Source organism: Methylobacterium sp. J-077, from assembly GCF_022829365.1.
Classification (GTDB): Bacteria; Pseudomonadota; Alphaproteobacteria; order Rhizobiales; family Beijerinckiaceae; genus Methylobacterium.
The window spans coordinates 38,547-64,303 of sequence record NZ_JAKSYJ010000111.1; the positions used below are offsets into that span (position 1 = coordinate 38,547).

Annotated in this window: 23 protein-coding genes; 5 read left to right on the forward strand and 18 right to left on the reverse strand. The window is 70.2% G+C overall.

Annotation, left to right across the window (positions count from 1 at the left end; genetic code table 11):
- Positions 1 to 22 precede the first annotated feature (22 nt).
- A complete protein-coding gene (locus MKL11_RS10290) occupies positions 23 to 625 on the forward strand; it encodes a glutathione S-transferase family protein (protein WP_243942837.1) in 603 nt (200 codons plus the stop codon).
- Here MKL11_RS10290 and MKL11_RS10295 read toward each other — a convergent pair.
- From MKL11_RS10295 to MKL11_RS10345, 11 genes are all read right to left on the reverse strand, one after another.
- Complete coding sequence (locus MKL11_RS10295) at positions 616 to 1,881, reverse strand: ATP-binding protein (RefSeq protein ID WP_243942839.1); 1,266 nt, start codon at positions 1,879 to 1,881, stop codon at positions 616 to 618. The two genes, MKL11_RS10290 and MKL11_RS10295, sit on opposite strands and share 10 nt — an antisense overlap.
- A gap of 22 nt (positions 1,882 to 1,903) precedes the next feature.
- Entirely contained in the window at positions 1,904 to 2,992 is a 1,089-nt protein-coding gene (locus tag MKL11_RS10300) for a lysylphosphatidylglycerol synthase domain-containing protein (RefSeq protein WP_243943052.1), read from the reverse strand.
- Between the two features lie 151 nt (positions 2,993 to 3,143).
- Positions 3,144 to 3,773, reverse strand: coding sequence for a uracil-DNA glycosylase (locus MKL11_RS10305; RefSeq protein ID WP_243942841.1), 630 nt, complete (start codon positions 3,771 to 3,773; stop codon positions 3,144 to 3,146).
- Positions 3,763 to 4,521, reverse strand: a complete 759-nt coding sequence (locus tag MKL11_RS10310) for a PIG-L deacetylase family protein (protein ID WP_243942843.1) — start codon at positions 4,519 to 4,521, stop codon at positions 3,763 to 3,765. Before MKL11_RS10310 ends, MKL11_RS10305 begins: the two co-directional genes overlap by 11 nt.
- 177 nt (positions 4,522 to 4,698) lie before the next feature.
- On the reverse strand, positions 4,699 to 5,937 hold the full coding sequence (locus tag MKL11_RS10315) for a glycosyltransferase family 4 protein (protein ID WP_243942845.1): 1,239 nt from the start codon (positions 5,935 to 5,937) through the stop codon (positions 4,699 to 4,701).
- A 298-nt stretch (positions 5,938 to 6,235) separates the two neighbouring features.
- A complete protein-coding gene (locus tag MKL11_RS10320; RefSeq protein WP_243942847.1) occupies positions 6,236 to 7,108 on the reverse strand; it encodes a sugar phosphate isomerase/epimerase family protein in 873 nt (290 codons plus the stop codon).
- Positions 7,105 to 8,706, reverse strand: a complete 1,602-nt coding sequence (locus tag MKL11_RS10325) for a YcaO-like family protein (RefSeq protein ID WP_243942849.1) — start codon at positions 8,704 to 8,706, stop codon at positions 7,105 to 7,107. Before MKL11_RS10325 ends, MKL11_RS10320 begins: the two co-directional genes overlap by 4 nt.
- A gap of 224 nt (positions 8,707 to 8,930) precedes the next feature.
- The gene (locus MKL11_RS10330; protein WP_243943054.1) at positions 8,931 to 9,926 is read right to left on the reverse strand and encodes a Gfo/Idh/MocA family protein; all 996 of its coding nucleotides are present in this window, start codon (positions 9,924 to 9,926) and stop codon (positions 8,931 to 8,933) included.
- Positions 9,926 to 11,305 (reverse strand): class I SAM-dependent methyltransferase, encoded by a 1,380-nt coding sequence (locus MKL11_RS10335; protein WP_243942851.1) that lies wholly within the window; start codon positions 11,303 to 11,305, stop codon positions 9,926 to 9,928. The genes MKL11_RS10330 and MKL11_RS10335 overlap by 1 nt, the downstream gene beginning before the upstream one ends.
- Before the next feature lie 62 nt (positions 11,306 to 11,367).
- Positions 11,368 to 12,273 (reverse strand): hypothetical protein, encoded by a 906-nt coding sequence (locus MKL11_RS10340; RefSeq protein WP_243942853.1) that lies wholly within the window; start codon positions 12,271 to 12,273, stop codon positions 11,368 to 11,370.
- Entirely contained in the window at positions 12,273 to 13,463 is a 1,191-nt protein-coding gene (locus MKL11_RS10345; protein WP_243942855.1) for an inositol-3-phosphate synthase, read from the reverse strand. Before MKL11_RS10345 ends, MKL11_RS10340 begins: the two co-directional genes overlap by 1 nt.
- Positions 13,464 to 13,785: 322 nt before the next feature.
- Here MKL11_RS10345 and MKL11_RS10350 point away from each other — a divergent pair, with 322 nt between their 5' ends.
- Positions 13,786 to 15,048, forward strand: coding sequence for a transglycosylase SLT domain-containing protein (locus MKL11_RS10350; protein ID WP_243942857.1), 1,263 nt, complete (start codon positions 13,786 to 13,788; stop codon positions 15,046 to 15,048).
- A gap of 12 nt (positions 15,049 to 15,060) precedes the next feature.
- On the opposite strand, the gene MKL11_RS10355 is transcribed toward MKL11_RS10350, so the two are convergent.
- Both MKL11_RS10355 and MKL11_RS10360 read right to left on the reverse strand, forming a co-directional pair.
- A complete protein-coding gene (locus tag MKL11_RS10355) occupies positions 15,061 to 16,680 on the reverse strand; it encodes a DHA2 family efflux MFS transporter permease subunit (RefSeq protein ID WP_243942860.1) in 1,620 nt (539 codons plus the stop codon).
- A gap of 5 nt (positions 16,681 to 16,685) precedes the next feature.
- Positions 16,686 to 17,936, reverse strand: a complete 1,251-nt coding sequence (locus MKL11_RS10360; RefSeq protein ID WP_243942862.1) for an HlyD family secretion protein — start codon at positions 17,934 to 17,936, stop codon at positions 16,686 to 16,688.
- Positions 17,937 to 18,140: 204 nt separating this feature from the next.
- Between MKL11_RS10360 and MKL11_RS10365 the strand changes: the two genes are divergently transcribed.
- Both MKL11_RS10365 and MKL11_RS10370 read left to right on the forward strand, forming a co-directional pair.
- A complete protein-coding gene (locus MKL11_RS10365) occupies positions 18,141 to 18,800 on the forward strand; it encodes an HdeD family acid-resistance protein (RefSeq protein ID WP_243942864.1) in 660 nt (219 codons plus the stop codon).
- Positions 18,801 to 18,934: 134 nt separating this feature from the next.
- Complete coding sequence (locus MKL11_RS10370) at positions 18,935 to 21,397, forward strand: PBP1A family penicillin-binding protein (RefSeq protein WP_243942866.1); 2,463 nt, start codon at positions 18,935 to 18,937, stop codon at positions 21,395 to 21,397.
- 4 nt (positions 21,398 to 21,401) lie between these two features.
- Here MKL11_RS10370 and MKL11_RS10375 read toward each other — a convergent pair whose 3' ends face one another.
- Positions 21,402 to 21,830, reverse strand: coding sequence for a DUF1810 domain-containing protein (locus tag MKL11_RS10375; protein ID WP_243942868.1), 429 nt, complete (start codon positions 21,828 to 21,830; stop codon positions 21,402 to 21,404).
- 93 nt (positions 21,831 to 21,923) lie between these two features.
- Here MKL11_RS10375 and MKL11_RS10380 point away from each other — a divergent pair, with 93 nt between their 5' ends.
- Positions 21,924 to 22,277 carry a hypothetical protein gene (locus MKL11_RS10380; protein WP_243942869.1) on the forward strand — a complete coding sequence of 118 codons (354 nt, stop codon included), beginning with the start codon at positions 21,924 to 21,926 and terminating at the stop codon, positions 22,275 to 22,277.
- A gap of 284 nt (positions 22,278 to 22,561) precedes the next feature.
- Here MKL11_RS10380 and MKL11_RS10385 read toward each other — a convergent pair whose 3' ends face one another.
- From MKL11_RS10385 to MKL11_RS10400, 4 genes are all read right to left on the reverse strand, one after another.
- Complete coding sequence (locus tag MKL11_RS10385; RefSeq protein WP_243942871.1) at positions 22,562 to 22,837, reverse strand: hypothetical protein; 276 nt, start codon at positions 22,835 to 22,837, stop codon at positions 22,562 to 22,564.
- 349 nt (positions 22,838 to 23,186) lie between these two features.
- A complete protein-coding gene (locus MKL11_RS10390; RefSeq protein ID WP_243943056.1) occupies positions 23,187 to 23,600 on the reverse strand; it encodes an EF-hand domain-containing protein in 414 nt (137 codons plus the stop codon).
- A gap of 177 nt (positions 23,601 to 23,777) precedes the next feature.
- The gene (locus MKL11_RS10395) at positions 23,778 to 24,026 is read right to left on the reverse strand and encodes a hypothetical protein (RefSeq protein ID WP_243942873.1); all 249 of its coding nucleotides are present in this window, start codon (positions 24,024 to 24,026) and stop codon (positions 23,778 to 23,780) included.
- Between the two features lie 101 nt (positions 24,027 to 24,127).
- Positions 24,128 to 25,747 carry an ABC transporter substrate-binding protein gene (locus tag MKL11_RS10400; protein ID WP_243942875.1) on the reverse strand — a complete coding sequence of 540 codons (1,620 nt, stop codon included), beginning with the start codon at positions 25,745 to 25,747 and terminating at the stop codon, positions 24,128 to 24,130.
- Positions 25,748 to 25,757 lie beyond the last annotated feature (10 nt).

A 25,757-nucleotide genomic window follows, 5' to 3' on the forward strand; every position in this document is an offset into this window, starting at 1 on the left:
TCTCCGCCGCGCGAGAGAACCAATGACCGAACCACTGACCATCTATGGCGATCCCACCTCGGGGAACTGCCTGAAGGTCAAATGGGTGGCCGAGCATCTCGGCCACCCGGCGCTCTGGCGCACGATCGATGTCCCGGGCGGCGGCACGCGCGATCCGGCGTTCCTGGCGCTGAACCCCGCTGGCCGGGTCCCCCTCGTCGTGTTTCCCGACGGCCAGACCCTGTCGGAGTCGAACGCGATCATCATCTACCTCTCGGAGGGCTCGACGCTCGTACCCGAGACGGCCTTCGCCCGCGCCCGGATGCTGCAGTGGATGTTCTGGGAACAGTACAGCCACGAGCCCTACATCGCCGTCCGCCGCTATCAGCTCCACTACCTGAAGCGCGCGCCGGAGGCGCTCGACCCGAAGCTGGCGGAACGCGGCGCGGATGCCCTGCGGCTGATGCAGGGGACGCTCGAACGCTCCGCCTTCATGGCCGGCGATGCGTTGACGCTCGCCGACGTGGCGCTGGTCGCCTACACCCGCATGGCCCATGAGGGCGGCTTCGACCTGGCCGCCTACCCGGCGATTCGCGCCTGGATCCCGCGGGTCGAGACCGCGCTCGGGATCGGGCCCTATACCTGATCGGCCACGCGCGGCATCGCAGCGGTGGCGCCGTATTCCGGCAGGCTGACCCGCACGATGGTCCCCTTCCCCACCGTGCTGTCGATGGTCAAGCGGCCGCGGTGGCGGTTGAGGCTGTGCTTGACGATGGCGAGGCCGAGGCCCGTTCCGCCGCGGGCCCGGCTGGAGGCCACGTCGACCCGGTAGAAGCGCTCGGTCAGGCGCGGGATGTGCTCGGGCGGAATTCCCGGGCCGTCATCCGTCACCGACAGGACGATCCGAGAACCCAGTCGGGGATCCTCGTCCCGGGACAGGCCGACGCTGACATGGCCGCCGCCATACTTCACGGCGTTCTCGATCAGGTTCTCGATCACGCGGGCGAGTTCGTCGGCATCGCCGGGCACCGGATACGGCCCGGCTCCGTCCTCGAACTGCACCGTGGCCCCGCGCGCCTCGGCGGGCGGCCCCTGCGCGTCGACCATCTGGCGGGCGAGCGCCCCGAGATCGACCACGGTGGTCGGGGCCACGTGCTCGCGCAGCTCGATCCGCGACAGCGACAGCAGGTCGTCGATCAGCCGGGTCATGCGCAGGGCCTGGACGCGCATGATCTCGAGGAAGCGCTCGCGGGCCTGCGCATCTTCGCGGGCCGGCCCCTGAAGGGTCTCGATGAACCCGATCAGGGTGGCCAGCGGCGTGCGCAGCTCGTGGCTGGCGTTGGCCACGAAATCGACCCGCATCGCCTCCAGGCGGCGGGCCGAGGTGAGATCGCGCAGGAACAGCACGGCGCTGACCCCCGACCCGTCCGGCATCGGCAATGCGCCGATCTGGACCTCGAAGGTCCGCTCCAGGGGTACCCGGGTCGCCAGGGGGACGCGGCGGGGCATGCCGGAACTGAGCACGGCCTCGACCCCGTCGAGCACCTCGGGGCTCCGCAGCGCGAACGACAGGGGCCGGGCCTGGAGCAGGGCCGGCAGCAGCGCCCGGGCGGCCGGGTTGGCCTCCACCACCAGGGTGCGGCGGTCCACCAGGATGACCGGGTCGGGGACGTGGGCCAGCAGCGCCTCGGCAATCGCGTGGCGCTGGGCGGTGGCCGCCGGCCGCGGCGGCGGGGCTTCCCGGCCGCGGCCGCCGAGCCAGCCGCCTGCGCAGACCGAGACGAGGCCGGCGAGGATCAGCGGAAGGTCGAGCCGGCCGGACAGCGCGGCGGCGAGGCCGAACAGGCCGGCCGCGATCGCGGCGCCCGTCCAGGACTGGGAACTGCGGGGACGGTCGGACATGGTCGACGGCGTGCCGGAGCGGTCACCGAGGCCCGGGATCGTCGGGCCGGGGCCGCCCGGACGGGCCGGCGACACCCTCGGGCGGCCCGGGATCGCGTGCGCCGCCGGCCCGCTTCACGATCTCGTAGAGCCCGAGCATCGCGAGCGCGGTCATGAACGGCACGACGTAGTAGCAGCCCCGGAACAGCAGCAGCGAGGTCAGCACCTCGTTGCGCGGCAGGCTCGACAGGGCGAGCAGCACGGTGGCCTCGAACACCCCGATCCCCCCGGGGGCGTTGGAGGCGATGCCCAGCATCGCGGCCAGCACGTAGATCGCCAGGAAAGTGGTGAAGCCCAGCGTCATCTCCTGCGGCAGCAGGACGTAGAGCACGGCCGCCGCCGCACAGACATCACCGATCCCGACGAGCATCTGCCCGATCGAGACCGAGGCGCCCGGCAGCTCCAGCCGCCACTGCCTGACGGTGATGCTGCGCTTCTTGGCAGAGACCCAGGCGAGGTAGCCGAGCACAAGGCCCAGCGCCGCGAGGCCGACGCCCTGGTTGATCCGGATCGACGTGAAGGCGAGCCCGGCGAGCTGGCCGGCCTCGATGATCAGGCTGAGGCCCAGCACCACGCCCATGCCGAGCCAGAAGGTGAAGCCGGCGATGACCGTGAGCGCCGCGATCTTGGCCGTGGTGAGGCCCTGCCGGGCATAGATCCAGTAGCGGATCGTGCCGGCGGTCAGCAGCGGGAAGCCGAGGGTGAAGCTCACCGCGTAGCTCGTGAACGAGGCGAGCGCGGTGATCCGGTAGGGCACCTTGATCCGGAGCTGGCGCAGGGCCAGCGCGTCGTAGCCCGTGAGGAACAGGTAGCTGATCCCGACGAACAGGAAGGCGAGGCCGAGCTGCTTGGCGGTCGCCGCCGCGACGGCGGCCCGCACCTCGGCCCAGCTCACGCTCTGGACGAGCTTCCACAGCACGCCGAGGGAGACCGCGAACAGCACGATGCTGGCGGCCGTGCCGATCCAGGCATACCGGCCGCGCCAGCTCTTGCGCGGCTTGTCCGCGGCAGCGTCGTGCTCGACCGGCTCGACCGGCTCCGCCGGTCCCCGGTGCTGTCCCTGAAAGTTCATGCCGTTCGGCGTCCGCCCTTCCGGCTGCGCGGCCCGGCCGAAGGCCTGCGCCCGTACCGGATGATCCCGGACCGCGGCCCGTTGCCTCGCCATGTAGGCCGAACCGGCGCCCAAGGCCAGGGAAGGTCGGCATGCGGCGGGGGCGCTATCCTCAGCGACCGGCGCGGCACAGGATCGCCGCGGCCTCCGACAGGCCCTTCCGGATCCGCGCCGGCACCGCCGGTGCGGTGCAGACATAGGTCGGGCTCGGATGGGGAATCGCGATCAGCGGCAGGTCCGGGCGCCGGGCCGCGATCGCCGGCGCCGCCCCGCCGGCATAGCGGCCGGCGAGTACCGCCACGGCGAGCCGCGGAAGCAGGTCCAGCAGCGGCGCGAGATAAGGCGCCGCCGCCGCGACTTCCGCCCGGCGCGGCGCCCGGTTCAGCGCGCCCGCTTCGTGGATCAGCCACGGCACGGCGTTCCAGATCAGGGTGTCGCCCCGCTCGATGCCGGCCTCCCGGAGGAAGCGGAACAGGTTGGCCGCAGTGCCGTTCGCGCCGTCGCGGGTGACGAAGCCGGTGCGCAAAACCGCCGGCCCCGGCGTCTCCAGGAGCAGCAGCATCCGCGCCGCGACGCCACCGTCGAGGGGATCGGGGATCGGCACCGGCGCGCCCTGCTCCGCGGCGATCCGGTCGGCCAACGCGCGGATCGGGGCGATGTGCGGCGCCCCGATCAGGGACCGGCGGGCGGCGAGCGCCGCCGGGTCGGCCAGGGATTTCGGAGCCTGCGGCTCAGGCGGCATCAAGGCCGGCGATCGGCGCGGCGAGACGGCCGGTGAGGCGGAAGCGCTCGATCCCCTCTTCCCGGGCGAGACGCGCGTCGAGGCCTGCGGGGCTGCCGAATTGAAAGCCGATCTGGCTCGCATAGGCCGCGCAGCCCGCGCGCTTGCGCGCCTGCGCCTCCGGATCCAGGGCCATTCGCCGCGACGGCAACGCGAAGAGCAATTCGGCCAGGGGCTCCCGGGGGGCGGCCTCGCGCACCGTGTAGGGAAAATCGCGCCACCACAGGATCGACGCCCGGACGTCGAGGCTCAGGAGCGCCCTGACGGCCTGAATGTGGTCGACATGGCCGCCGATCGCCTGTGGGGCGAGGATGAGGTCGGGATTCTCCGCGGCGATCAGTGCGGCCAGGGCCGGCGCCAAGTCCGCCGCGATGCCGTCGTCGGCGCGAGGAGCAGAAAACAGTTCCGGCGCGGAGCCGTAGCCCCGGTGCGGCGCCTCCCGGAAGGGCAAGTGCCGGGGCGGCGCGATCCCGAGTTCCTTGGCGGCGCGGACATCCTCCGCGCGGCGCAAGGCCATGTAATCGACCTCGGCCGACAGGCCCTTGTCGAGCTGGCAGGCCAGCGCGAAGCCGGTCGGATCGGCGACGCTGCCGGTGAACAGGGTCGCCATCACCACGTGCCAGCCGTCCCCGGCCAGGCTCGCCAGAAGACCGCCGCAAGAGAAGGCGGCGTCGTCGAGATGGGGCGAGAGGGCGAGGGCTTTGGGCATGGTTTGGAGCCTATCGGCTTGCGATGCCCTCCCCTCATAGTGAGGTGCCGGAGCGCAGCGCAGGCCTCGAAGGAGGACCCTTGGGAGGGCGCGGCCGGCTGGAGGGCTCCTTCGAGGCGGCTTCGCCGCACCTCAGGATGAGGGAGAGGGTTGGAGAATCGAGGATCTAGCCGTCCTTCAGAGAAGGTGCGGCTCAGCGCGGAACCGGCAGGTCGGGTCCTCCGGCAGGTCGACGGAAAAGTCCGTCGCCGGATGCTCGCCACGCACGCGCGCGTAGACCTCCATGATCTGCCGGCCGACGGCGCTCCAGGAATAGACCCGGCGGCATTCCTCGAGGCCGGCCGTCGCTAGGCTGCGGCGCAATTCGGTGTCGGTGACGATGCGGGTGAGTGCGGCGGCGAGCGCCGGCACGTCGCCCGGATCGACCATCAGGCCGTTCTCGCCGTCGCGCAGGCAATCCGAGACCCCGACCGCGTGGCAGGAGACCACCGCGAGCCCGGCCGCCATCGCCTCCAGGATCGTGTTGGAGAAGCCTTCCGCGTAGGTCGGCGAGACGAACACGTCGGCGCGGCGGTACAGGTCCGGCACATGGCCGTACTCGGCATAGCCGGTGAAGGCGATGTCCCGCGGCGAGAAGGCGAGGTCCGCGGCCAGCGCCTGGGCCGGCTCCACGTCCGGACCGATCCCCGAGATCGTCGCGGCGAACGGCGTGCCCTGCGCGCGCAGGATCGCCAGGGCCTGGATGAAGTCGAGCACGCCTTTCCGGCGGTCGACCCGGCCGTGGTAGAACAGCCGGACCGGACCGGCATGCGGCGTCGGCAGTCCGTCTTGCGTACCCTGCGCGAAGCGGTCGGTATCGACCGCGCCGGGGACGATGGTGAACCGGGCCGGATCGGAGCCGAGGCGCCCGCAGACCTCGTCCACGAAGGACGCACCGCCGATCAGCAGGGCGTTGGCGTTGGCCAGGACCTCGCACATGGCGACCCGATGGGTCTCGCAGCAGGAGCCGACCCAGTGGCCGTCGCCGCCCTGGATCGAGACCACGCTCGGCACCCCGAGCTTTCGGGCAGCGAGGAGGACCGCCCAGCCGGTGGGATAGCCGTACTGCGCGTGCAGGATGTCGAACGGCGTCTGCGCATGCTCCCGCTCGATCGCCGCGATCATGGTGGCGATGTCGCGCTCGAAATCGCCGGACGTCTGCTCGCCAAGCTGCTCCAGACCGATCACCCGCACCCCCGGCACCTGGGGCGGCGGGCCGCCGCCATAGACCCGGGTCCCGAAGGCGTCGCCCCGGTACTGCGAGATCATCGTCACGTCGTGGCCGGCCTCGACCAGCTCGCGCAGGAGGTTCTGCGCGTAGACGCTCATGCCCGATATCGCCGGGAAGTAGCGGCGGCTGAGGAAGAGAATTCTCATCGGTGAACGCCCCCGGACAGGACGTGCGCGCCCCCTCCCCCCTCTGCGGGGGAGGGTACCCTGCGCAGCAGGGGGGGAGAGGGGCGGTGCGACGTGGGCGGATGTGTCGCCCGGCACGCCCTATCCTGCACTGTCGCTCCCCTCTCCCGACCCCCTTCGGGGGCCACCCTCCCCCGCAGAGGGGGGAGGGAGGGCGCGTGGGAACGAGCGTTCACGCCATGCATCGACGATGGGCCGAGACCGTACGGCTCAGGAGCCGAGAACGATCCCTCATCGCAGGCCAACAGGGCTGCCATCGTCACTGCCATTGCCGCCGCGTCTCCTGCTCGCCGGCGAGTTCGGGGCCCGGGCGCCGGCAGCCGCGCAGGTACTCCAGCGACCGCGGGATCATGACGTCGGCCCGGTGGCTCTCGCGGGAGAGCTCGACGCAGACCAGCTTGCCGAAGCCGATCTCTTCCAGGGCGCCGAGCACGCCGGGCACATCCATGTCGCCCTCGCCGAACGGCAGGTGGATGTGGCTGCCGCGCTTCATGTCCTCGATCGCCACGGTGCCAATCCGGTCGGCGAACTCGTGGACGGCTGTGGCCGGCTCGCGCTCGCCGGTGACGAGGCAGTGACCGGTGTCGAGGGCGAGCTTCAACCCGGGAACGTCGAGAGCCGCAAAATCGTCCAGGGTCTCGATCAGCATGCCGGGCTCGGGCTCCAGGCACGGCACCACGCCGGCCTGGGTGGCGAAGGCCGCGACCGCGTGCAGTCCGTCTGCCAGCCAGCGGCGGGCCTCGTCGTGATCGACGCCGGGCTTCGGCACGCCGGCCCAGAACGACACCGCCTCGGCCGACAGCATCGCGCCGATCTCGACCGCGCGCTTAAGGAAGCCGATGCGGCGGGCACGGCCCGACGCATCGGCCGTCACCAGCGTCGGCTCGTGCTTGGCGTTGGGGTCAAGCAGAAAGCGGGCGCCGGTCTCGATGACGCAGGCCAGCTCCAGCTTCTCCAGCAGGCTTGCGACCCGGCCGGCTTCCGCGGCCCAGGTCTCGGCGAACGGGTCGAGATGGTGGATGTCCAGCGTCAGGGCGACGCCGTCGTAGCCCGCCGCCTTGATCAGGTGCAGCGCGTCGTCGAGCCGGTGGTTGGCCGCGCCGTTGGTGTTGTAGGCGAACCGAAGCATCACGCCGCCCTCCCCTGCTTCTGAGCGAGCCGGAACGGCGCGTGGTGCGATTCCGGCTCGCGATAGAGCGGATAGTGCCGCCCGACGATCCGCTCCGCGAGGGCGGTGTCGAATAGCGGCTGGCCGCCGAAGCGCTCCAGGGCCTCCGGGGTGAGGCGCACCGGCCGCAGGGTCTCGCTCGCGGTGCCGAAGCGGATCAGCGGGTGATCGCGTTCGATGAGCTTGCGCGTGTTGCGCTCGCCGATCCGGTAATAGCTCATGGTCTCGACCTCGAGCCCTGGCACGATCGCCTTGACCACGCCGACGCCGCCTCCAGGTGGCGAGCAATCGACGTAGAGAAGGTCGAACCCGGCCTCGGTGAGCCGGTCACAGGCGATCTTGCCGCGGGCATGCCCGTCCGGGGCCTCGGTGGAGGGCAGATCCGCGAACCGCTTGGTACTCCGCTCGCCATAGACGGTGTCGGCGAGCACGCCCCGGAGGTCGGCGGCCGGCATCTCGATCCAGGCCAGCATGGCCTGCAGGGCGCGGCTCTCCTCCAGATCGAGGCTCGGCAGCGCCTTCTGAATGAACGCGTCGACATAGCCGGGCGGCGTCACCGTCGCGGCGAGGTCGAGCGGACCGTGCCCGAAGGTCTTGCGCACGCGGGCGGCCTGGAATTCGAGCAGCGCCTTGCGCAGGGCCCGCTCCCGGTCCGGATCGCAGGCCTCGCCACAGGCCGAGAGGGCGATCGGCGTGGGCGCCCGGGCGGGATCCTCGTCGTAGCCGACCACGTAGAGGTTGGTCAGGCCGAACTGGTCGGTGGCGAATTTCGGCAGCGCGCGGATGCCCAGCTCCTTAAGCCGGGCCAGCATCGCGGCGTTCTCCGGGCCGATCCCGTCGAGATCGAGCATCACGCCCTGGTCGAGGGCGCGGAACAGCAGGCCGTTTCCGTCGCGCTGGAGCAGTTCCAGCACGCCGTGGCCGAGCGCGAAGGGGACGTCCGGCCCGGCGCCCAGGCCGTTGGTGATCAGGTTGGTGAAGGGCTTGTAGCCCTCCGACAGCTCGAAATAGTCCGTCGCGGCGATATCGAGCGGCATCAGCACGATCGCGCCGGTGCCGTGCCGGACCGCCGGCGTCCATTCGAGCACCGTGTCGCGGTCGACCGGGGAGCCCGCGGGCAGACAGAGGGTGAGCGGGTCGGCGACCGAGTTCGCCCCGTAGACCCGCACGAGGTCTTTGTAGCTCGCCCGCTCCTTGGCCCGCGGCAGCACGGCGAGCGACGGCATCAGGTTCTCGGCGATCTCGGCCACGGCGCCGATCAGCGCCTCCTCGTCGGTGGCGCCGTAGCCGATGCCCGACGGCATGGCGCCGACGAAGAACGGATCGTCGAGGAACAGGGCCACGAACCAGACCGGCACGCCGGTGCGATCGAGCGGCGCCAGCGGGAAGCCGACGATGCGCCCCTCCGGCAGCACGTCGAGATAGGCCCGCACGGGATCCGGGAGCGTCGCAGGCAGCCCTTCGATCCGGCGCTGGGCGCCGAAGCGATAGGGGCGCGGCTCCTTGATCCGCTCGTGGCGGGCGCGGTCGTCCTGGTCGTGAGAGGCGTCTGCGTTGGTCAAGTCGTGTTCCCGTCTACCTCGGACCGCTTCGCCACCCCATCCCGCCCATTTCCCTCATCCTGAGGTGTCGGAGCGCAGCGGAGGCCTCGAAGGAGCCCTCCAGACAGCGCGGCGCCCCCTGGAGCCCTCCTTCGAGGCCCGCTGACGCGGGCAACTCAGGATGAGGGTGGGGGTGGGAAATCTTGGGGGTTGGCTCGGCGGTCGGTCATCCTGTCGTGCGTTCGCTACCGGTGCCCGTAGGCGCAAGCGACGAGTTGCATCGTGTGAAGGTCGCGCAGGGCGGAATAGGCACTGCGCTCCTCGGGCCGGCGCAGGGCCGAGCCGAAGGCCCGCACCTGCTCGGTGAAGGGCGAGCTGTCGGTATCGAAGGCCACCGGCTCGGAACGCCCGGTCGCACCGTCGATGAAAAGCAGCGTGCCGCCGGCCGTCTGGCCCATCGTGTTCTCGGCCACCAGCATGCCCTTGGTGCCGACCACCTCCAGGCGGCGGCGCGGGAGCGCGTCGGGGCAATTGTAGGCGACGTGCAGGCTCGCCAGGGCGCCGCCGGCGGTGCGGCCGATCAGCAGGGCGCCGTCGTCGACGGCGTAGTCCTGGGCGCGGCTCTGGGTCAGGGCGGCGAGGTCGGCGATCGGCTCGTCGAGCAGGAAATCCACGAGGTCGAGACCGTGCGGGGCCAAGTCCATGAGCGCGCCGCCGCCGGCCTGGGCGGCGTCGATCCGCCAGTTCGGCTGGCCGGCCTCAGACCAGTCGCGCCCGAGCCAGCAGGCATAGACAATCCGGATCGCCGTGACGGTCCCGAGCCGCCCGGCCGCGACCTGGGCGCGGATCGCCCGGTGGGCGGGGTGGTGCCGCTGGTCGAAGGCCGTCCCGTAGAAAATTTTTTTGGATTCGACCGCCCGCACGATGGCCTCGGCGTCGGCGAGGGTGGCGGCCATCGGCTTCTCGCACAGGATCGCCTTGCCGGCGGCGGCCAGGGCCTCGACCGCTTCCCGGTGCAGGTGGTTCGGCGTCGCCACGTACACCGCCTCGACCTCGGGCTCCGCGAGGAGCGCGGCGAGGTCGGCATGGGCGCGGGCGCCTTCGCGCTCGGCCGCCGCGCGGCTCTCCGGGTTGGGATCGCTGACCGCCACGAGGCGGTGCCCCGCGGCCCGGATGCCCGGGGCCATGTAGTCGCGGGCGACCCAGCCGTAGCCGACGATGCCCCAGCCGACGGCGTCCATCACCAGCGCTCCGGCAGATCGACGAATTCGCGGGCGCGCACACGCTGCGTCTCGGGTCCGTCGATGCGCCCGTCGAAGGTGATCTGATCGGGGCCGGGCGAGCGCGACGGATAGGTGGCGCGGGGGGCGTATTCGGCCTCGTACCGCTCCGACGGCCAGCAAACGGCGTAGTTGTCGAGGCCGGATACCTGACGACCGCCCTGTGGATATGGCGCGGCCCCCCTCTCCCGTGCGGGAGCGGGCTGGGGTGAGGGGTCCGACCGTTCCGGAGAGGGCGCGAACGCAACGGGCGTCAATGGTGCGCTCGATTCTGAGCCTTCGCGTCCCTCACCCCAACCTGCTCCCGCACGGGAGAGGGGGCGCGCCGCGTCCGTCGCGACCGGCCCGTAAAGGGGATTGAGCCGCACGACGGTGCCGGCCTTCGGCAAGGTCAAGCCGTCCACCACCGCCCGCGGGGCCGGGCGCATGCCGGGGCCGGCCACCACCGAGAACGCCTCGCAGGTCTTCAGCGCGGCCGGCTCCTGCGGGACCGGCGCCCGAGCCTCGACGAGGGCGCGGGTCAGCTCCGCGTCGTCATACACGAGGGCGTCGGGAAAGAGCTCGGCGATCTCCTCGGCCGTGACGGCCCGGCCGGCGGAGAAGCCCGGGCATTCGCGGTTGTGGATGTGGCTGAGCGCCAGCCAGCCGTCGTCGCCGGCATTCTGGCGCAGGTTCTCCAGCAGGGCCGCCTTGTCGTCGAGGAAGTAGAACGCGTCGTTGCAGACGACGAGATCGACCGGCGCGCCCGGGATCGGCCAATGCGGCGAGCCGGCATCGAAGCAGACCAGCTGCGGCCTGGGGCCGACGACCCAGTGGCGGGCGACCCAGAGCTTGGCGAAGACCACGTCGGCGCCGGCGGTCTTGCAGCCGCGGCGTTCCAGCTCGCGCAGGTAATGGCCGATGCCGCAGGCGAATTCGAAGACGCAGCGCGGCTCGTTCCAATGGGCTTCGAGCAGCGTCAGGCCGGCCAGGAAGGTCGGGTCGCTCCAGCGGTGCAGGAAGTAGTCGCCGACCCGGCCCCAGCCGAGCTGGTCGACCGCGTCCCGGAGGGTGGCGTCGCGCCGGTCCTTGATCAGCCGGATGATCCCGGCCGGATCGGCGGGCGGGCCGGTCCACCAATCGTCCTGATCGGCCAGCAGCGCGGCCAGGGCCTCGTCGGGTTCGCCCGCGTCGAGATGGGCCAGCACCCGCTCGATCAGGGCGTCGCGGCCGATCCGCAGGTACGGGATGCCGTCGATGACGGGCCAGCGCGCACCGGTGCCGGCATCCCGCAGGGCGTGCGGCGCGTCGGGCTTGAGCGGGTTGCCGGTCTGCGGCGATCGGAGTTCGAACGGGATCATGGGCTCTCAAGACCGCCCCGTCAGATGGGCGACCGGGTCTGACGGACAACGCGGAATCGGTCCTAAGGGATGCGCATGTCGCGCAGGACACGGTCGTGGAAACCCTTCACCGGTCCGGCATGGACCAGCTCCCACTCGTCGAGCACCGCCGCCATCGTGGTCGAGGCGCCGCGCAGGTGCTGGGCGATCTGCAGGACGCGATCGACGCAATCGGCCGCGTGGAAGGCGCGGCCCTCCGCGGTGGCGTCGTCCGGCAGCACGGCACGCGCCCGCTCGACATGACCGCGCAGCGGCTCGTCCAGTTCGTTCATCGCCCAGGCGGTGGTCACGGCCATGATCGGGCCGAGATGGTCGCCGAGCAGCATCTCGCCGGTGAAGCCGGCATCCGGCATCGCGGCGTTGTGGAAGTGGTGCGCCATGGCGGCCAGGAACACGGTGCCGGGATCGGCCCGGTAGAACGAGCTGAGGCATACGCCGTAGACCGCGACGATCAGGCAATGCTCGGCGTGGTTCTCGGGTGGTTCCAGCAGGATCCGGGCGCGGCCGGGGCAGGTCACGCCCGCCCGCGGCTGTCGAGCGAGCGCCGCCACGAAGGCCGGCAGCGGTCCAGAGCGGCCCGGCGGACGCGGCGCGAGCCGGCCGCGCAGGCGATCCCGCAGGTCCGGATCGAGGGCTTTGGTGACGGCGTCGAAGCCAGCCACCAGCACCGCGGAGGCCGCCGCGTTGGACAACCCCGCCGCCGCCAGGAAGGCGGCGTCGAGATCGCAGAGCCGGGTCGCGGCGAGCGTCGTCGCGGTGATGTCGAGGGCGATATCCTCGGGCGCGGCGCCGCTGGTGAGTAGGCTCCAGCCCTGTGCGAACAGCCGCTCAGCGATCGACCCGTCGCGGCCCGCGGAGCGGACGCGCTTGAGGTCGTTCATCTCGACGAAGAGGTCGCGCAGGGCGGCCGGCGCCGCGGCCTCCGACATCAGTGAACGCCGAGCCAGTCGAGGAGCATCGTTTCCTGCTTGCCGAAGGCGTGCTCCGGCCCGTGGCCGTTCTTCACCATCGGCGCCTTGAAGAAGGTCGAGAGCTGCTCCTGCACGCCGCCGTCGCCGCGCTTGTGCGCCAAGTCGAGCACCCGGGCGATCTCGATGACCAGCGGCGCCGCCAGGATCGAGTCTTTGCAGAGGAAGTTGACCTTGATCTGCATCCGCTGGCCCATGAAGCCGGTGACGTCGATGTTGTCCCAGGCTTCCTTGTCGTCGCCGCGCGGGCGGTAATAGTGGATGTGCACGAGGTGGTCCTCGACCGGGTAGCCGAGGATCGAGTCGAGCACCGTGCCCTTGGTGTTGAGCTTGGACTGCAGCGAGTTCGGGTCGTTCAGGGCCAGCCCGTCGCGGTTACCCAGGATGTTGGTCGAGAACCAGCCGTCGACGTGGAGGGCGCGGGCCTTGAAGGCGGGGGCCAGCACTGTCTTCATCATGGTCTGGCCGGTCTTGCCGTCCTTGCCGGCCACCGGGACGTTCATCTCCGTGGCCAGTTCGAGCAGCGCCGGCACATCGGCGGCGATGCTGGGCGTGAAGTTGGCGTAGGGGATGCCGCTCTTGATCGCCGCATAGGCGTAGAGCATCGCGGGCGAGATCGACTCGTCGCTGGAATCCAAGCCCTTCTCGAAGGCGGCCGAGGAGTTGAGCGTCGGATCGGACAGGTCGGGCCAGCGCTCCGTGGAGGCGAGATTCACCACCACGACCTGATCGAGGTTGCTCTCCTTCTGGAAGCGTCGCAGGTCGCTGGCGATGATCGACACCGCTTCGCGGTGGCCGGCGGCGACGATACGGTTGCTGCCGTCGATGTTCTTACAGAACTTGGCGCTGCCAACTGCCGGCCAGGGCGTGATGCCCTTGAGCGCCTGAGCGCCGTCCTCGATGTCGTCCTTCGACAGAACGCCGTGACCGGACGCGGCCGAGGCGAGATCGTCGCCATTGAGGTCCCAGCCGCCGAACACGAGGTCCTTGTAGTCGGCCAAGCCCGCCACGGAGAGGCCGGCAAGCGGCAGTCCGTCGAGCCGGTTCGAGCCGGATTTGATCATCTCGATGCCGGCGATGGCGGTGGTGGCGACAGCGCCACCCATGCCAACGAAGGCGACGCCGACACGGCGACCGGTCTGCATGCTCATCGGAAAATAATGTCCTTGTGGGGACGCGGGCCGCGTCTCGGAAATGAATAGTCGACCCCCCGGGGCGATATCTAACTGGCCCGTACGTGAGCCGTTCCAAGTCGAATGCGACAACTTCGCGCCTGATCGAGGCCGAGCGCGGCCTCATCGCGGCGTTAAGGCGGCCTCAAAAGGCAGGGTTAACCCTTCGTTGACCGTGCCACGCTTGAATCACGGAGCCGTCCCATTCTGGTCACGGCCGGCGCCGATAGGGCCGCCGCTTCAAAGGACCCGGCCGCCAGACGCCGGGCCGACGCAAGGGACATTCTGAAAAGGACCAGTGATGGGGGTTTTCCCGGAGCCGGCGCGTTGCGCCGACGACGTGAGCCGACTCGTGCCCGGCGCGAGCTTTTGTGAGACGGAGACCGTGGCGTGGCTGCCGCGGGCCGGACGTGGGAATGGGCGCCGGTCACTTCGCCGCATGGGCCGCAACGGACTTCGCCGCCTTGCCGGGACGCTGGCCCTGGGCTTCGTCGCCGGGTTGGGCCTGCCTCAGGCGGCCTTCGCCCCCGCCTTCTTCGCGCAGCCCGCGCAGGCCCATGACCGGATCGACGCTGGTCCGCGCGCAGCGCAGGCGCTCGCCACCGCGGGCGAAACTGGCTGGATGCAGGCGGGCGGATCGGATCAGGGCCTGCGGGCCGGATTTGTGGACGCGGCTCCGGTCGAGCGCGCGGAAGCCTGGACCGGGCTGCCCGTCGAGGACCAGGAGCCGGCGACCGCCGCGCTGATCCAGGACGACCTCGCGGCCCTGCCGCGGGTGACCCAGGAGCAGGGCGAGGACGCGGTCCGGTTCGGCGAGCGCAGCGTGCCGCGCAAGGTGGTCGACACGATCGTGAAGGCCTCCGACGAGGCCGGCGTCGACCCGGTCTACATGATGGCCCTGGCCGACAAGGAATCGAGCTTCGACACCGACGCCAAGGCCGGGACCTCCTCGGCGCAGGGACTGTTCCAGTTCGTCGCCCGCACCTGGCTGGAGATGATCCGCGACTACGGCGCCCGCTACGGCCTGGGCGACGAGGCCGCCGCCGTGAAGGGCCGCGGCGCCGCGATCACCGTCGCGAACGGCCTGCGCGCCCGGGTGCTCGGCCTGCGCAACGATCCCCGAATCGCCGCCCTGATGGCGGCCGAGCTGATCAAGCGCGACCGCGAGCGGATCGAGGCCAAGGTCGGACGGGCGCTCACCACCACCGAGCTGTACCTCGCCCATTTCCTCGGCACCGCCAGCGCCGGGCGATTCCTGTCGCTGTCCTCCGAGAAGCCCGACGAGGTGGCCGGGCGCGAGTTCCGCAGCGCCGCCCGGGCCAATCGCAGCCTGTTCACCGAGAAGAGTGGCGGCAAGCGCCGCAGCCTGACGGTGGCGGAGCTGCACGGGCGGATCGACGACATGATCGACCGCCGCCTGAATCGCTATCAGGGCGTCGCCGCGGTGGCGGGGGCCGCCGACAAGGCACAGGCCCCGACCGAGACCGCAGCCGGCGAGGCCGGACAGGCGCCGGACACCCGTCGCATCGAGGTGACGGAGGCATTGCCTCCGGACGGGGTCTGATCCTCTCCGACGTCAATGCCCGCCTGCGGGGGCGCCGCCGCCGAGCTTGACCGATTTCAGGCTCAGCGCGAGCGGCACCGCGCAGGCGGCGACCAGGCCGAGCGTCCAGAACACGTCGATATAGGCCCAGTAGGCCACCTCGGTCTGGAGCACGCTGCCGATCCAGGCGGTCGCCTGGCCCTGGGCTTCGACGCCGGCATAGCCGTGCTCGGCGAAGTACTGGGTCGCCTGCCGCATGGTCTCCTGGTAGGCGGGCGCCGCCGGGTTGACGCTCTCGACCAGCCGGCTCTGATGGAACTGGCTGCGATAGGCGAGGATGTTCTGGGCGAGCGAGACGCCCAGCGAGCCGCCGACGTTGCGGGCGACGTTGATCAGGGCCGAAGCCTGATCGGTCTGGTCCTTGCGCAGGCCCTCGTAGGAGGCCGAGGTGATCGACAGGAACACCATCGGCAGGCCGATGCCGATATAGACCCGCGACCACGCGAAGAACGCGAAGGTCGTGGTGCCGTTGAGCCGCGTCAGATCGTACATCCCGAGCGCCACGATGGTCATGCCGGCGGCGATCAGCCATTTCGGCTGCACGTAGGCCGAGGCGCGGCCGGTGAGGAACATCATCACCACCGTGACGATGCCGCCCGGGCCGAGCACGAGGCCAGACAAGGTGGCGGTGTAGCCGTAATATTCCTGCGTGATCTGCGGGATGAACTGCGTGGTTGAGATCAGGATCGCACCGGTGAACATCATCACCAGGAAGCAGGAGCCGAACTGGCGATTGCCGATCAGGCTCAGGTCCACCGCCGGGTTCTTCTTGTTCAGCAGCCACGGGATCATGGCGATGAACGAGACTACCATCAGCACGCCGGACACGTTCATCAGGGTCGAGGTGCCGAACCAGTCCTTCCGCTGGCCCTCGTCGAGGATAACTTCGAGCGAGCCCAGGAACAGGGCGACCAGCAGAAAGCCGACGATGTCGAACCGGATGCCCTTGCGCACCAGGGCGCGGCGCTCCTTCTTGGCGGCGTCGCTGTCCTCGATCAGCCAGTACATCAGCCCCAGCGCGATCACGCCGATCGGGCCGTTGATCAGGAAGCACCAGTGCCAGGAGGCGTTGTCCGAGAGCCAGCCGCCGAGAGTCGGGCCGATCACCGGCGCGACCACGATCGCGACGCCGTAGAGCGCGAAGGCTTGGCCCCGCTTCTCGGGCGGGAACGAATCGGCCAGGATCGACTGCGCCAGCGGGGCCATGCCGCCGCCGCCCAGCCCCTGCAGCACCCGGAACAGCAGAAGCGACTCGAGGCTCCAGGCGAAGCCGCACAGGATCGACGCGATCGTGAACAGCCCCACCGACCACATGAAGAACGCCTTTCGGCCGTAGCGCTTGGCCAGAAAGCTCGACGCGGTCAGCGTGATCGCGTTGGCTACTAGGTAGCTGGTCACCACCCAGGCCGCCTCGTCGGGCCCGACCGCGAGGCCGCCGGAGATGTAGCGCAGTGCGACGTTGGCGATGGTGGTGTCGAGCACCTCCATGAACGTCGCCAGCGCCACCACGCCGGCGATCAGCCAGGGATTGTGACCGCCCGGCGCCTTATCGGAGGATGCCTTTCCGGCGGTTGCCCGGCCTTTGCCGGCCATCGCGGTCACCGCACCGTGACGGTGGGCACGATCGACATGCCGGGGCCGATCGCGACGTCCGTCGGCCAGTCCTTGACCACGATCTTGACCGGGATGCGCTGCGTGACCTTGACGTAGTTGCCGGTGGCGTTCTGCGCCGGCAGCAGGCTGAAGGCGGTGCCCGAGCCAGGCTGCACCGAGGCCACCGTGCCGTGGATCTTGCGGTCCGGATAGGCGTCGATGCTGATGTCGACCGGCTGCCCGGGCCGCATGTCGGTGATCTGCGTCTCCTTGTAGTTCGCGGTCACCCAGATGTCGTCGGGCACGAACATCGACAGGCTCTGGCCGGCCTGGGCGAATTCACCGATGCCGCCGGACAGGCGCACGACGCGGCCGGACTGCACGGCCCGGATCGTGGTGTAGCCGAGGTTCAATTCGGCCTGCTCGACCTGTGCCTTGTCGCGGGCAAGCTGGGCCTGCGTCGAGGCCTTCTGCGCCTCGAGGGAGCCGATCTGCTTCTGCGCGGCGACCACGCTGGCATTGGCGCTCTGCAGCGCGGCCTGGCGCTGCTGTAGTGTCGAGGTCGCCGATTGGGATTGCTGGACCGAGCCCGAACCGCGGTCGGCGAGGTCCTTGTAGCGGGCCGCATCCTCCTGGGCGAATTTCAGCGCCGCCTCGGCGGTGGCGACCTGCGCCTTGGACACGTCGATATTGGCGTATTGAGCCTGGATCTGGGCGTCGATGTTCTTGATCGCGGCCTCGTCGGCCACGACCTGCGCCTTCGCCTGATCGAGGGCGATCTCGTAGTCGCGCTGGTAGATCTGGAACAGCACCTGCCCGGCCTCGACATGCTGGTTGTCGGTTACCGGGACATCGACGAGGTAGCCGCCCACCTTCGGCTGAACCGAGATGCTGCGCGCATCGACGAACGCGTCGTCGGTGCTCTCGTAGGGGTGCATGTACAGCAGCCAGTAGAAGAACACGCCGACGCAGAGGGCGAGCACCGCGAGGCCCCCGAACAGGAACGCCAAAGGGTGGCGGCGCAGGATATTCGGACGCTTTTCCTCATCCTCCGGCTCACCGTCCTGCGCTGGCTCTTCATCCGGGGCGCTCTGGCCTTCGTCGCCCTCTTGGGCCGGCTTGCGCGCCGTCTCGCCATCCGGGCTGGCGCCGCCGCGGCCGAGATCCAGGATATCGCGGTCGGGCGCCTCGGGCCGGCCCTCGACCGGCAGCGGGCGTGACACGGGCTCGGCAGCCTGCCGCTGATCGTCAAACATGGCGTCTCATCACCACCGGATGGACCGGCCGCCCTGCGGCGGCCGGGCTGTACTCGTGCCCGCCTCGGTCAGCAAAAGTCGGCGACCGCGCCAAGGTTCCGCCCGGCGCGCGGCCACTTGCAGGAACGCTTGTCGCAGTGCAGCGTTCTGCGGGCGGTTTATCCGGGCACCGCATGCGCGCCCAGCGCGTTTCGGAGTTCCGCCATGACCAGCACCCCGTCCCCGACACCGCAGAGCCCAGGCGTCGGTTCGACCGCGACGTCGCGCTCCGGAATCCCCCTCGCCGGCACTGCGCGCCTCGACGCGATGAGCGCCGCGCTCGCCCGGAACTGGTGGCTCGTCGCCCTGCGCGGCGTCATCGCGATCCTGTTCGGCATCGTGGCCTTCGCGGCGCCCGCGGCCTTCGTGCTGTCGCTGGTGCTGCTGTTCGCCGGGTACACGCTGGTCGACGGCATCGTCGCCATCGTCGGAGCGGTGCGGGCCGCGCAGCGGCACGAGCGCTGGGGCTTCCTGCTCGTCGAAGGCATCGTCGACATCGTCGTGGCCGTGGCCGCCGTCCTGGTGCCGGGAGCCGCGGTCTGGGCGTTCGTGCTGCTGCTGGCCGCCTGGGCGCTCGTGACCGGCGCCCTGATGATCGCCGCCGCCTTCCGGCTGCACCTCCATTACGGGCGCTGGTGGCTGGGGCTCGGCGGCCTCGTCTCGATCCTGTTCGGGATCGCGCTGATCCTGGAGCCGGGCATGTCGGCCCTGGTCCTGACTTGGTGGATCGGCGCCTACACCTTCGCGTTCGGCGTGCTCCTGCTGATCCTCGCGTTCACGCTGCGCAGCCGCCACGGAGCCGTGGGACCGGTCGTCGGGCGGTAGACCGGGCCGCGTGGCGCGCGTCACACGGTCGAGCCTGAAGACCAGCGTCATCCCTTTGTCGGTGGGACTTGCAGCCGAATGCAGCATAGAACCTGCCGTCGACCGGAACGGCCGGTCCCGGAACATGCATCGCGATGACGCCAGACGCGCCGGAGCGCGCCCCGATCGATCCGGGTCCCGCACAGGGTCCCGGACCCGACACGCCGGACCCGCGCCGGGCGGCCCACGAGGCCGGACGCGCCGCCCGCGACTTCTTTCGCCACCTGTGGATTCTGGTCGCCGCCGCCGGGCGCGGGCTGCTGCGCCTCTGGCAGTCGGGTTTCGCGCGAACCGCCGGCGTCCTGACGCGCAAGCGCGACCGCGTGCCGCCTGTCGCGGCCGCCCGGCCTGCCGTGGCGGGAACTGCGATGCGCCCCGCTCCCGGCGCTGCGCCCTTCGGCCGCCTGCGGCGCCGGCCCGTGCTGCTGGCCGTCGGCGCCGCGATCCTGCTGCCCACCCTGGCGCTGGCGATCTACCTGCTCGCCGCCCTCCTGACCCTGCCGCCCCTCGGCGGCGCCGTCGTCGATACCGGCCAGCGTGCCATCACCGTCGAGGCCGATGACGGCCGGGTCTTCGCCACCCGGGGCAGCTTCCGCGGCCAGAAGCTCACCGCCGCCGACCTGCCCAAGCACCTCGCCCAGGCGATCGTGGCGATCGAGGACCGGCGCTTCTACAGCCATTGGGGCATCGACCTGCGCGGGCTGGCCCGCGCCGCGTGGCGCAACGCCCTGGGCGGCGGCGTCCGCGAGGGCGGCTCGACGATCACGCAGCAATATGTCCGCCTGACCTCGCTGAACCAGGAGAAGACGCTCTGGCGCAAGGTCCAGGAGGCGTTCCTGGCGCTCCGGGTCGAGACCACGATGAGCAAGGACGAGATCCTGCTCGGCTATCTCGACGCCGCCTATTTCGGCGCCGGCGCCTACGGGGCGGACGCGGCGGCCCGGCGCTATTTCGGCAAGCCCGCCAAGGCGCTGACCCTGCCCGAGGCCGCCATGCTGGCCGGGCTGGTGCGGGCGCCGTCGCAACTCGCCCCGACCCGCAACCTCGGCGGCGCCAAGGAGCGGGCCGACGTGGTGCTCCAGGCCATGGTCGAGACCGGCGCGATCACGCAAGCCGAGGCCGACGCGGCGCGCAAGCAGAGCGTGACCCTGAAGTCGCCGCCCGAGGCGCCGCCGGGCACCAACTACTTCCTCGACATGATCGCGGGCGACGTGAAGCGGCTGGCCGGCACCGACGGCGACATGACCGTGCGCTCGACCCTCAACCTCGACCTGCAGAGCCTGGCCGAGGGCGTCGTCGCCCGCCGCCTCGACAAGGACGGGGCCAAGCGCAAGGTCGGCCAAGCCGCCATGGTGGTGCTGTCGAAGACCGGCGCGATCCTCGCCATGGTCGGCGGCCGGGACTACGAGGACAGCCAGTTCAACCGCGCGGTCCAGGCCAAGCGCCAGCCGGGCTCGCTGTTCAAGCTGCTGGTCTATCTCACGGCCTACGAGCAGGGCCTCACCCCTGAGACCGTGATGGACGATCGCCCGGTGCGGATCGGCGACTGGGAGCCCGAGAACGACGACGGCCGCTATCGCGGCCCGGTGCCGCTGCGGACCGCCTTCGCGCTCTCGATCAACACGGTGGCGGCCCAGCTCGGGCAGGAGGTCGGCATCCCGGCGGTGATCGCCACCGCGCGCAAGCTGGGGATCCAGTCCGAGCTGCCGAACGTGCCGAGCCTCGTCCTCGGTTCCGGCACCGTCAGCCTGCTGGAGATGACCCGCGCCTACGGCTCGGTGCTCTCCGGGCGCGTGCCTCTCCAGAGCTTCGGCATCCACGCGATCCGCGGCGCGGCCCCCCAGCCGCTCTACGTTCGTGCCGACCCCGCGCCGACCGCCCAGCTGGCGCAGGAGCCGCGCCAGATGATGCTCGATTCGCTCCAGGCGGTGGTCGAATCCGGGACCGGCCGGGCGGCGCGGGTGCCGGGCCAGATCATCGGCGGCAAGACCGGCACCAGCCAGGATTTCCGCGATGCCTGGTTCGTCGGCATGACCCCGGATCTCGTGGTCGGAATCTGGGTCGGCAACGACGACGACAAGCCGATGAACCGGATGTTCGGCGGCGAGATGCCGGCGGGCATCTTCCACGATTTCGTGCAGCGGGCCTCCGCGCAGCTCGCCAAGGGCAAACCGCGTCCCTCGGCGGAGCGGGCCGAGCCCGCGCCGGCCGCCGCGCCGGCGCAGCCGCCGACCCCGGTGGCGTCCGCCGAGATCCGGGGCGTGCCCGAGGTGATCGACACCGGGACCCTGTCGCTGCGCGGGCGGACCGTGCATCTGCTCGGTGTCGTGGGCGAGCGCGGCCACCTCGCCCGCCAGCTCGCGAGCTACCTGCGCCGCCGCGAGGTGGTCTGCAGCCTGTCCGAAGACGCCACCGGCCGCTGCCGAATCGAGGGCGACGACCTCGCCGCCCTGATCCTGACGGCGGGCGGCGCCCGAGCCGCGGAGGATGCGCCCCCGGACCTCCTCGGCGCCGAGGAGCAGGCCCGGGCCGAGCGCGTCGGCCTGTGGGGACGGTGACGGTCTACCGGGTGCCGAGCTTGGCGAGCGTCAGCGGGTCGGGCTCCCCGCCGAAGTACTTGGCCAGCGCCGCCGCAAATGGTGGCGCGTCCGGCGCGGCCCGCGCGAACAGCGTCATGCTGGAACGGAATTTCATATCGTCGGGCGCGCCGAAGATCGCGTGCGCCGAGCGCCCGGTGACGCCGTTCACCGCCTCCGTGCAGGCGCGCAGGCGTGGGCCGAGAACCGGATGGGCGAGATAGGCTGTGGCCTCGTCGCGGGAGCCGATCGCGTAACGCTGCGCCATCAGGCTGGAACCCAGGCCGGCGATCTGCGGGAAGATGAACCACATCCAGTGGCTGCGCTTCTCCCCGGCCCGCAGCTCGGCGAGCGCCCGCTCGTAGACCCCCTCCTGCGCGGCGACGAAACGGTCGAGATGGTACGGTTCGGCCATGGTCCCGCTCCGGTCTGCCCGGGATCAACCCGGTCGCGGCCGTTCGGATGCGCGCGGCCGACGCGCCGCAGCGGATCGTGTAAGCATCACCCGATGCTCGGTACGCTCCTCGGCTTCATGATCGCCAACCCGGCGACGAGCCACGCCCTCACGGCACTGCTCGAGACGGCCGGAGTCGCCGCCGCGATGATCGGGCTGCGGACGCCCCGCCCCGAGGCGACGGCGGCCTTGGTCGTCTCGACCTATTACTTCGGCCGCGAGGCCGGGCAGCGCGAGCACGACATCAAGCATGCCGGCTGGGACGCCGTTCAGGCGCATCTGGGCGCTGAATTCCTGTACGGCTGGGCGCTGCCCAACCTCCAGCAATGGGTAGCGCCGACCTGCGCCGCCTGGGCCGTCGCCGCAGCGATCTTTCTGATGCGCAGACGCCTGACACAAAAGCGCTAGCGGCAGCGCTGTCAGGATGTTCGACCCGGGATGTCCCGTCGGCCGTCAAGGATAGGTCTTCGCAGCCGCAGATCGATCGAACTCTTTGGCATTCCGGGGCCGCGACGCGGAGCCCCGGTATGACGGGATTGGTGCCGAAACGACAGGGCTCGTTCCAAATCACGGGACGACTGGCTCTCCAGATGCCTTCGCCACTTCCGCCTTGCATCAGGCCGGCGTCTCCCGCCGTTCCCTGCGACGCGCATTCTTTCGATGGGCCGGATGCCACTTCGTCAGAATGCGCTCTAATGACAGGGAATGCCGGCATCCGCAGGCGACATGCCGCGCGCCAGCCGGCGCCCGACATGGAACAGGACCTTCTCGATCAGCGCCACGGTCAACGGATCGCCGTCGTGCTGCGCGAGATGATAGGCGACGAGCAGGTTGTCGCTGATGTCGCCGAGCAGGTCCGACGCATCGCTCAAGGCCTCGGCGGATAGCGGCTCCGGCGCGGGTGCAGCGGCCGGACGCGCCTGCGCCGCCTGCGATCCTTCGATGACTTGCCGCGCCGATTCGATCATCGCCAGCAGCTCCAGGCGCGCGGCGTCTTCGGGCGTATCGTTACGCATGGTTCTGGCCCCCCAACCACCTCCAAACTGCACCTACAGGTTGCGATCCGTCAACCGGCCGCATGCACATCTTTGCGGCAAAAGGCGATCGAGGCACGATTGTCGCAGGACGATGCTGAATAGATTTCGATCAATACAACAATCAAGACGAAGACTATACAACCGAAAGGTGCATAAGCAATCGCCGCCGTGTGCCGCCGAACCGCACGGCATTCGCGGCTGAAACACAAGAACGCCCCCGCGAAGATATCCGCGGGGGCGTCGATCTTTGTCGGTGCGGGCGAAGAACGCCCGCGAACCGTTACTTGATCAGGGCGAGCAGCGCCTTGCCGGCCTTGGAGTTCAGCTCCTTGGCGTCGAGGGTACCGTCGCTATCCGGATCCGCCGCCTTGAATCGGGCGTCCACGGCAGCGAGGTATTCCTTCTTGTCGATGGTGCCGTCGTTGTCCGGATCGGCCTGCTTCAGCCCGGCCTTGCTCAGACGGCCCTTCAGCTCCTTGGTGTCGAGGGTGCCGTCGGAATCCTTCTCCAGGCGGTCGAAGGTCGCCGAGGCCACGGCCTCCACTTCCTTGAGATCGACGGTGCCGTCATTGTCGGTGTCGATCATCTTGACGGCACTGGCACCGCTCACCGGCTTGGCCAGTGCGGCTGGCACGGCAAGACCGGAGACGGCGAACGCGACCGCCGCGAAACCACTGATGAAACGAAGTGCCATTGCCAAATGCTCCCGAAACATGATGCGCGATCTTCCTAGTCGCGCCCCGGCTTTGCCGCAAGCGCGAAATTGGCCGCGCAACGCAGCCATCCGAAAGGTGGAGACGCGAAAAAGGGGCCGGCGAATGCCGACCCCTCTCAACATCGGCAGTTTACGCCGTGCTGTCGTCAGACCAACTCAATAGCCGTAGCCGCGGCGGACCGCCGGGCGGTCGTCCTCGAAACGCTCGCGGCGATACATCCGGTCGTCGTAGGCGCGGTCGCGATCCCGGCGATAGTCCTCGCGGCGGAAGTCGCGTTCCCGCTGGCCGCGGGAGCGGAGATCGACGCTGGGGCCGTCGGGTCCGATATCGATGCGCTGAGCCGAAGCGGGAACGACGGTCGCGAGGGAGGCGGCCAGGATGGCGCCGGCGAGCAGGGTCTTCATGGGACACTCCTTCGTGCGTTGGAGGCCCAACACAGTCCCGTGAGGATCGTTCCCGATTCGCGACAGGCTATCCCCACAGCATCGCAGAAATCCGACCGGTGTCAGGCCAGGGTCGACAGATCCTGAAACCAGTGCTGCGCCTGGACATAGTTCTTCACCCGCGGCGACAACGCGTGCGGATTGGTGTCGTGTACCACCCAGACTTGCACCGCGTCGTCGACAACGATCTCGTGGATGCGCGCCAGAAGCTTGTTCTGTTCATCCGGGTCCAGGCTCGCCTTAACCTTATCGCAGAGGGCATCGACCTCGGGATTGCGGTAGTGGCTCCAGTTCACGCCCCCCGGGGCGATCTGCTTCGAATCGTAGAAGCGCAGGATCGCGTAGAACGGATCCGAGGTGACGTAGGCGATGTTGCCGGCGGTGATGCCCTTGAGGCTCGGATCCGCCGCGCCCTGGCGCCAGGCCGTGTAGGCTACTTCCAGCTCCACCGTCTTGAACTCCACCTGGATGCCGATCTCGGCCCAGCTCTGCTGGACGAACTCGTTGATCGGCAGGGACAGCATCTGCCCGGTCCCGCCGGTGGGGATCATGATCGTGGTCTTCATCGGGTTCTGCACCGAGAAGCCCGCCTCCTGCACCAGTTTGCGCGCCTGATCGACGTCGGTCTTGATCTGGAAGCTCGGCTTGCCGAACCACGGGCTCGAGGCCTGCATCTGGCCGACCGCGGGTTGCGCGAGGCCGCCCAGCAGCTGGACGACGCCCTCGCGGTCGATGGCGAGGTTGGCGGCCTTGCGCAGGCGCAGATCCCGCCAGGGCGAGCCCTCCAGCATCGACAGGTGGTAGTTCCAGACATGCGGGGTGTCGTTGCCGACGACCCGCATGCCGGACGCCTTCAGGCGCGGTACCGCGTCGGGGGCCGGCGCCTCGATCAGATCGACATTGCCGGAAAGGAGCGCGTTCACCCGGGCGAGATCCTCGGGCACGCAGGTCAGCGTCAGCTTGGCGAGCTTCGGTACTCGCTTGGGGTTCCAGTAGCCGGCATTCGGCAGCAGCTCGAGGCGGACCCGGGGGACCAGCTGGCCCATCTTGAACGGACCGGTGCCCGAGGGCTGGAACGCGTACTTCGCCCAGTCGCGCCCGACCGCCTCGTATTGCGCGGGCGAGGAGATCAGGAACCAGAGCATCTGGTAGGGGAACAGGCTGTCGGGGTTCTTGGTGGTCACTTGGACGGTCTTGGCGTCGAGCTTCCGGTAGCTCGCGACCCCCGGCAGCCGCGGGCGGACCTGGGCGGCCTGCCGCTGGTCGAAATGCGGCGCCTCCTTGTTGAGGACCTTGTCGAAGTTCCAGATCACCGCGTCGGCATCGAAGGCCGAGCCGTCATGGAATGTCACGCCCTCGCGCAGGTGGAAGATCCAGACCTTCGGATCTGCCTTGTCGACCTCCCATGCGGTGGCGAGGCCGGGGATCATCGTGCCCGGCCGGTCGGCAATGTCGAGGTCCCAGGCGACCAGGGGGTCGTACAGGGTCAGACCGGTGAACTGGTAGCCGCCGGCGCCGCGGTCCGGCTGGCCGGTGGTGAGCGGCAGGTCGGTCATCGAGATGCCGTAGGTCAGACTGCCGGCCCCCGCGCCCTGCGCGCCGGCCCGGCCCGCCGGACCCAGTGCCGCCAGGGCGGCGCCCCCGGCCATGAGCGCGCGGCGTGTCGGCTTGATCGGGTCCATCGTGTCTCTC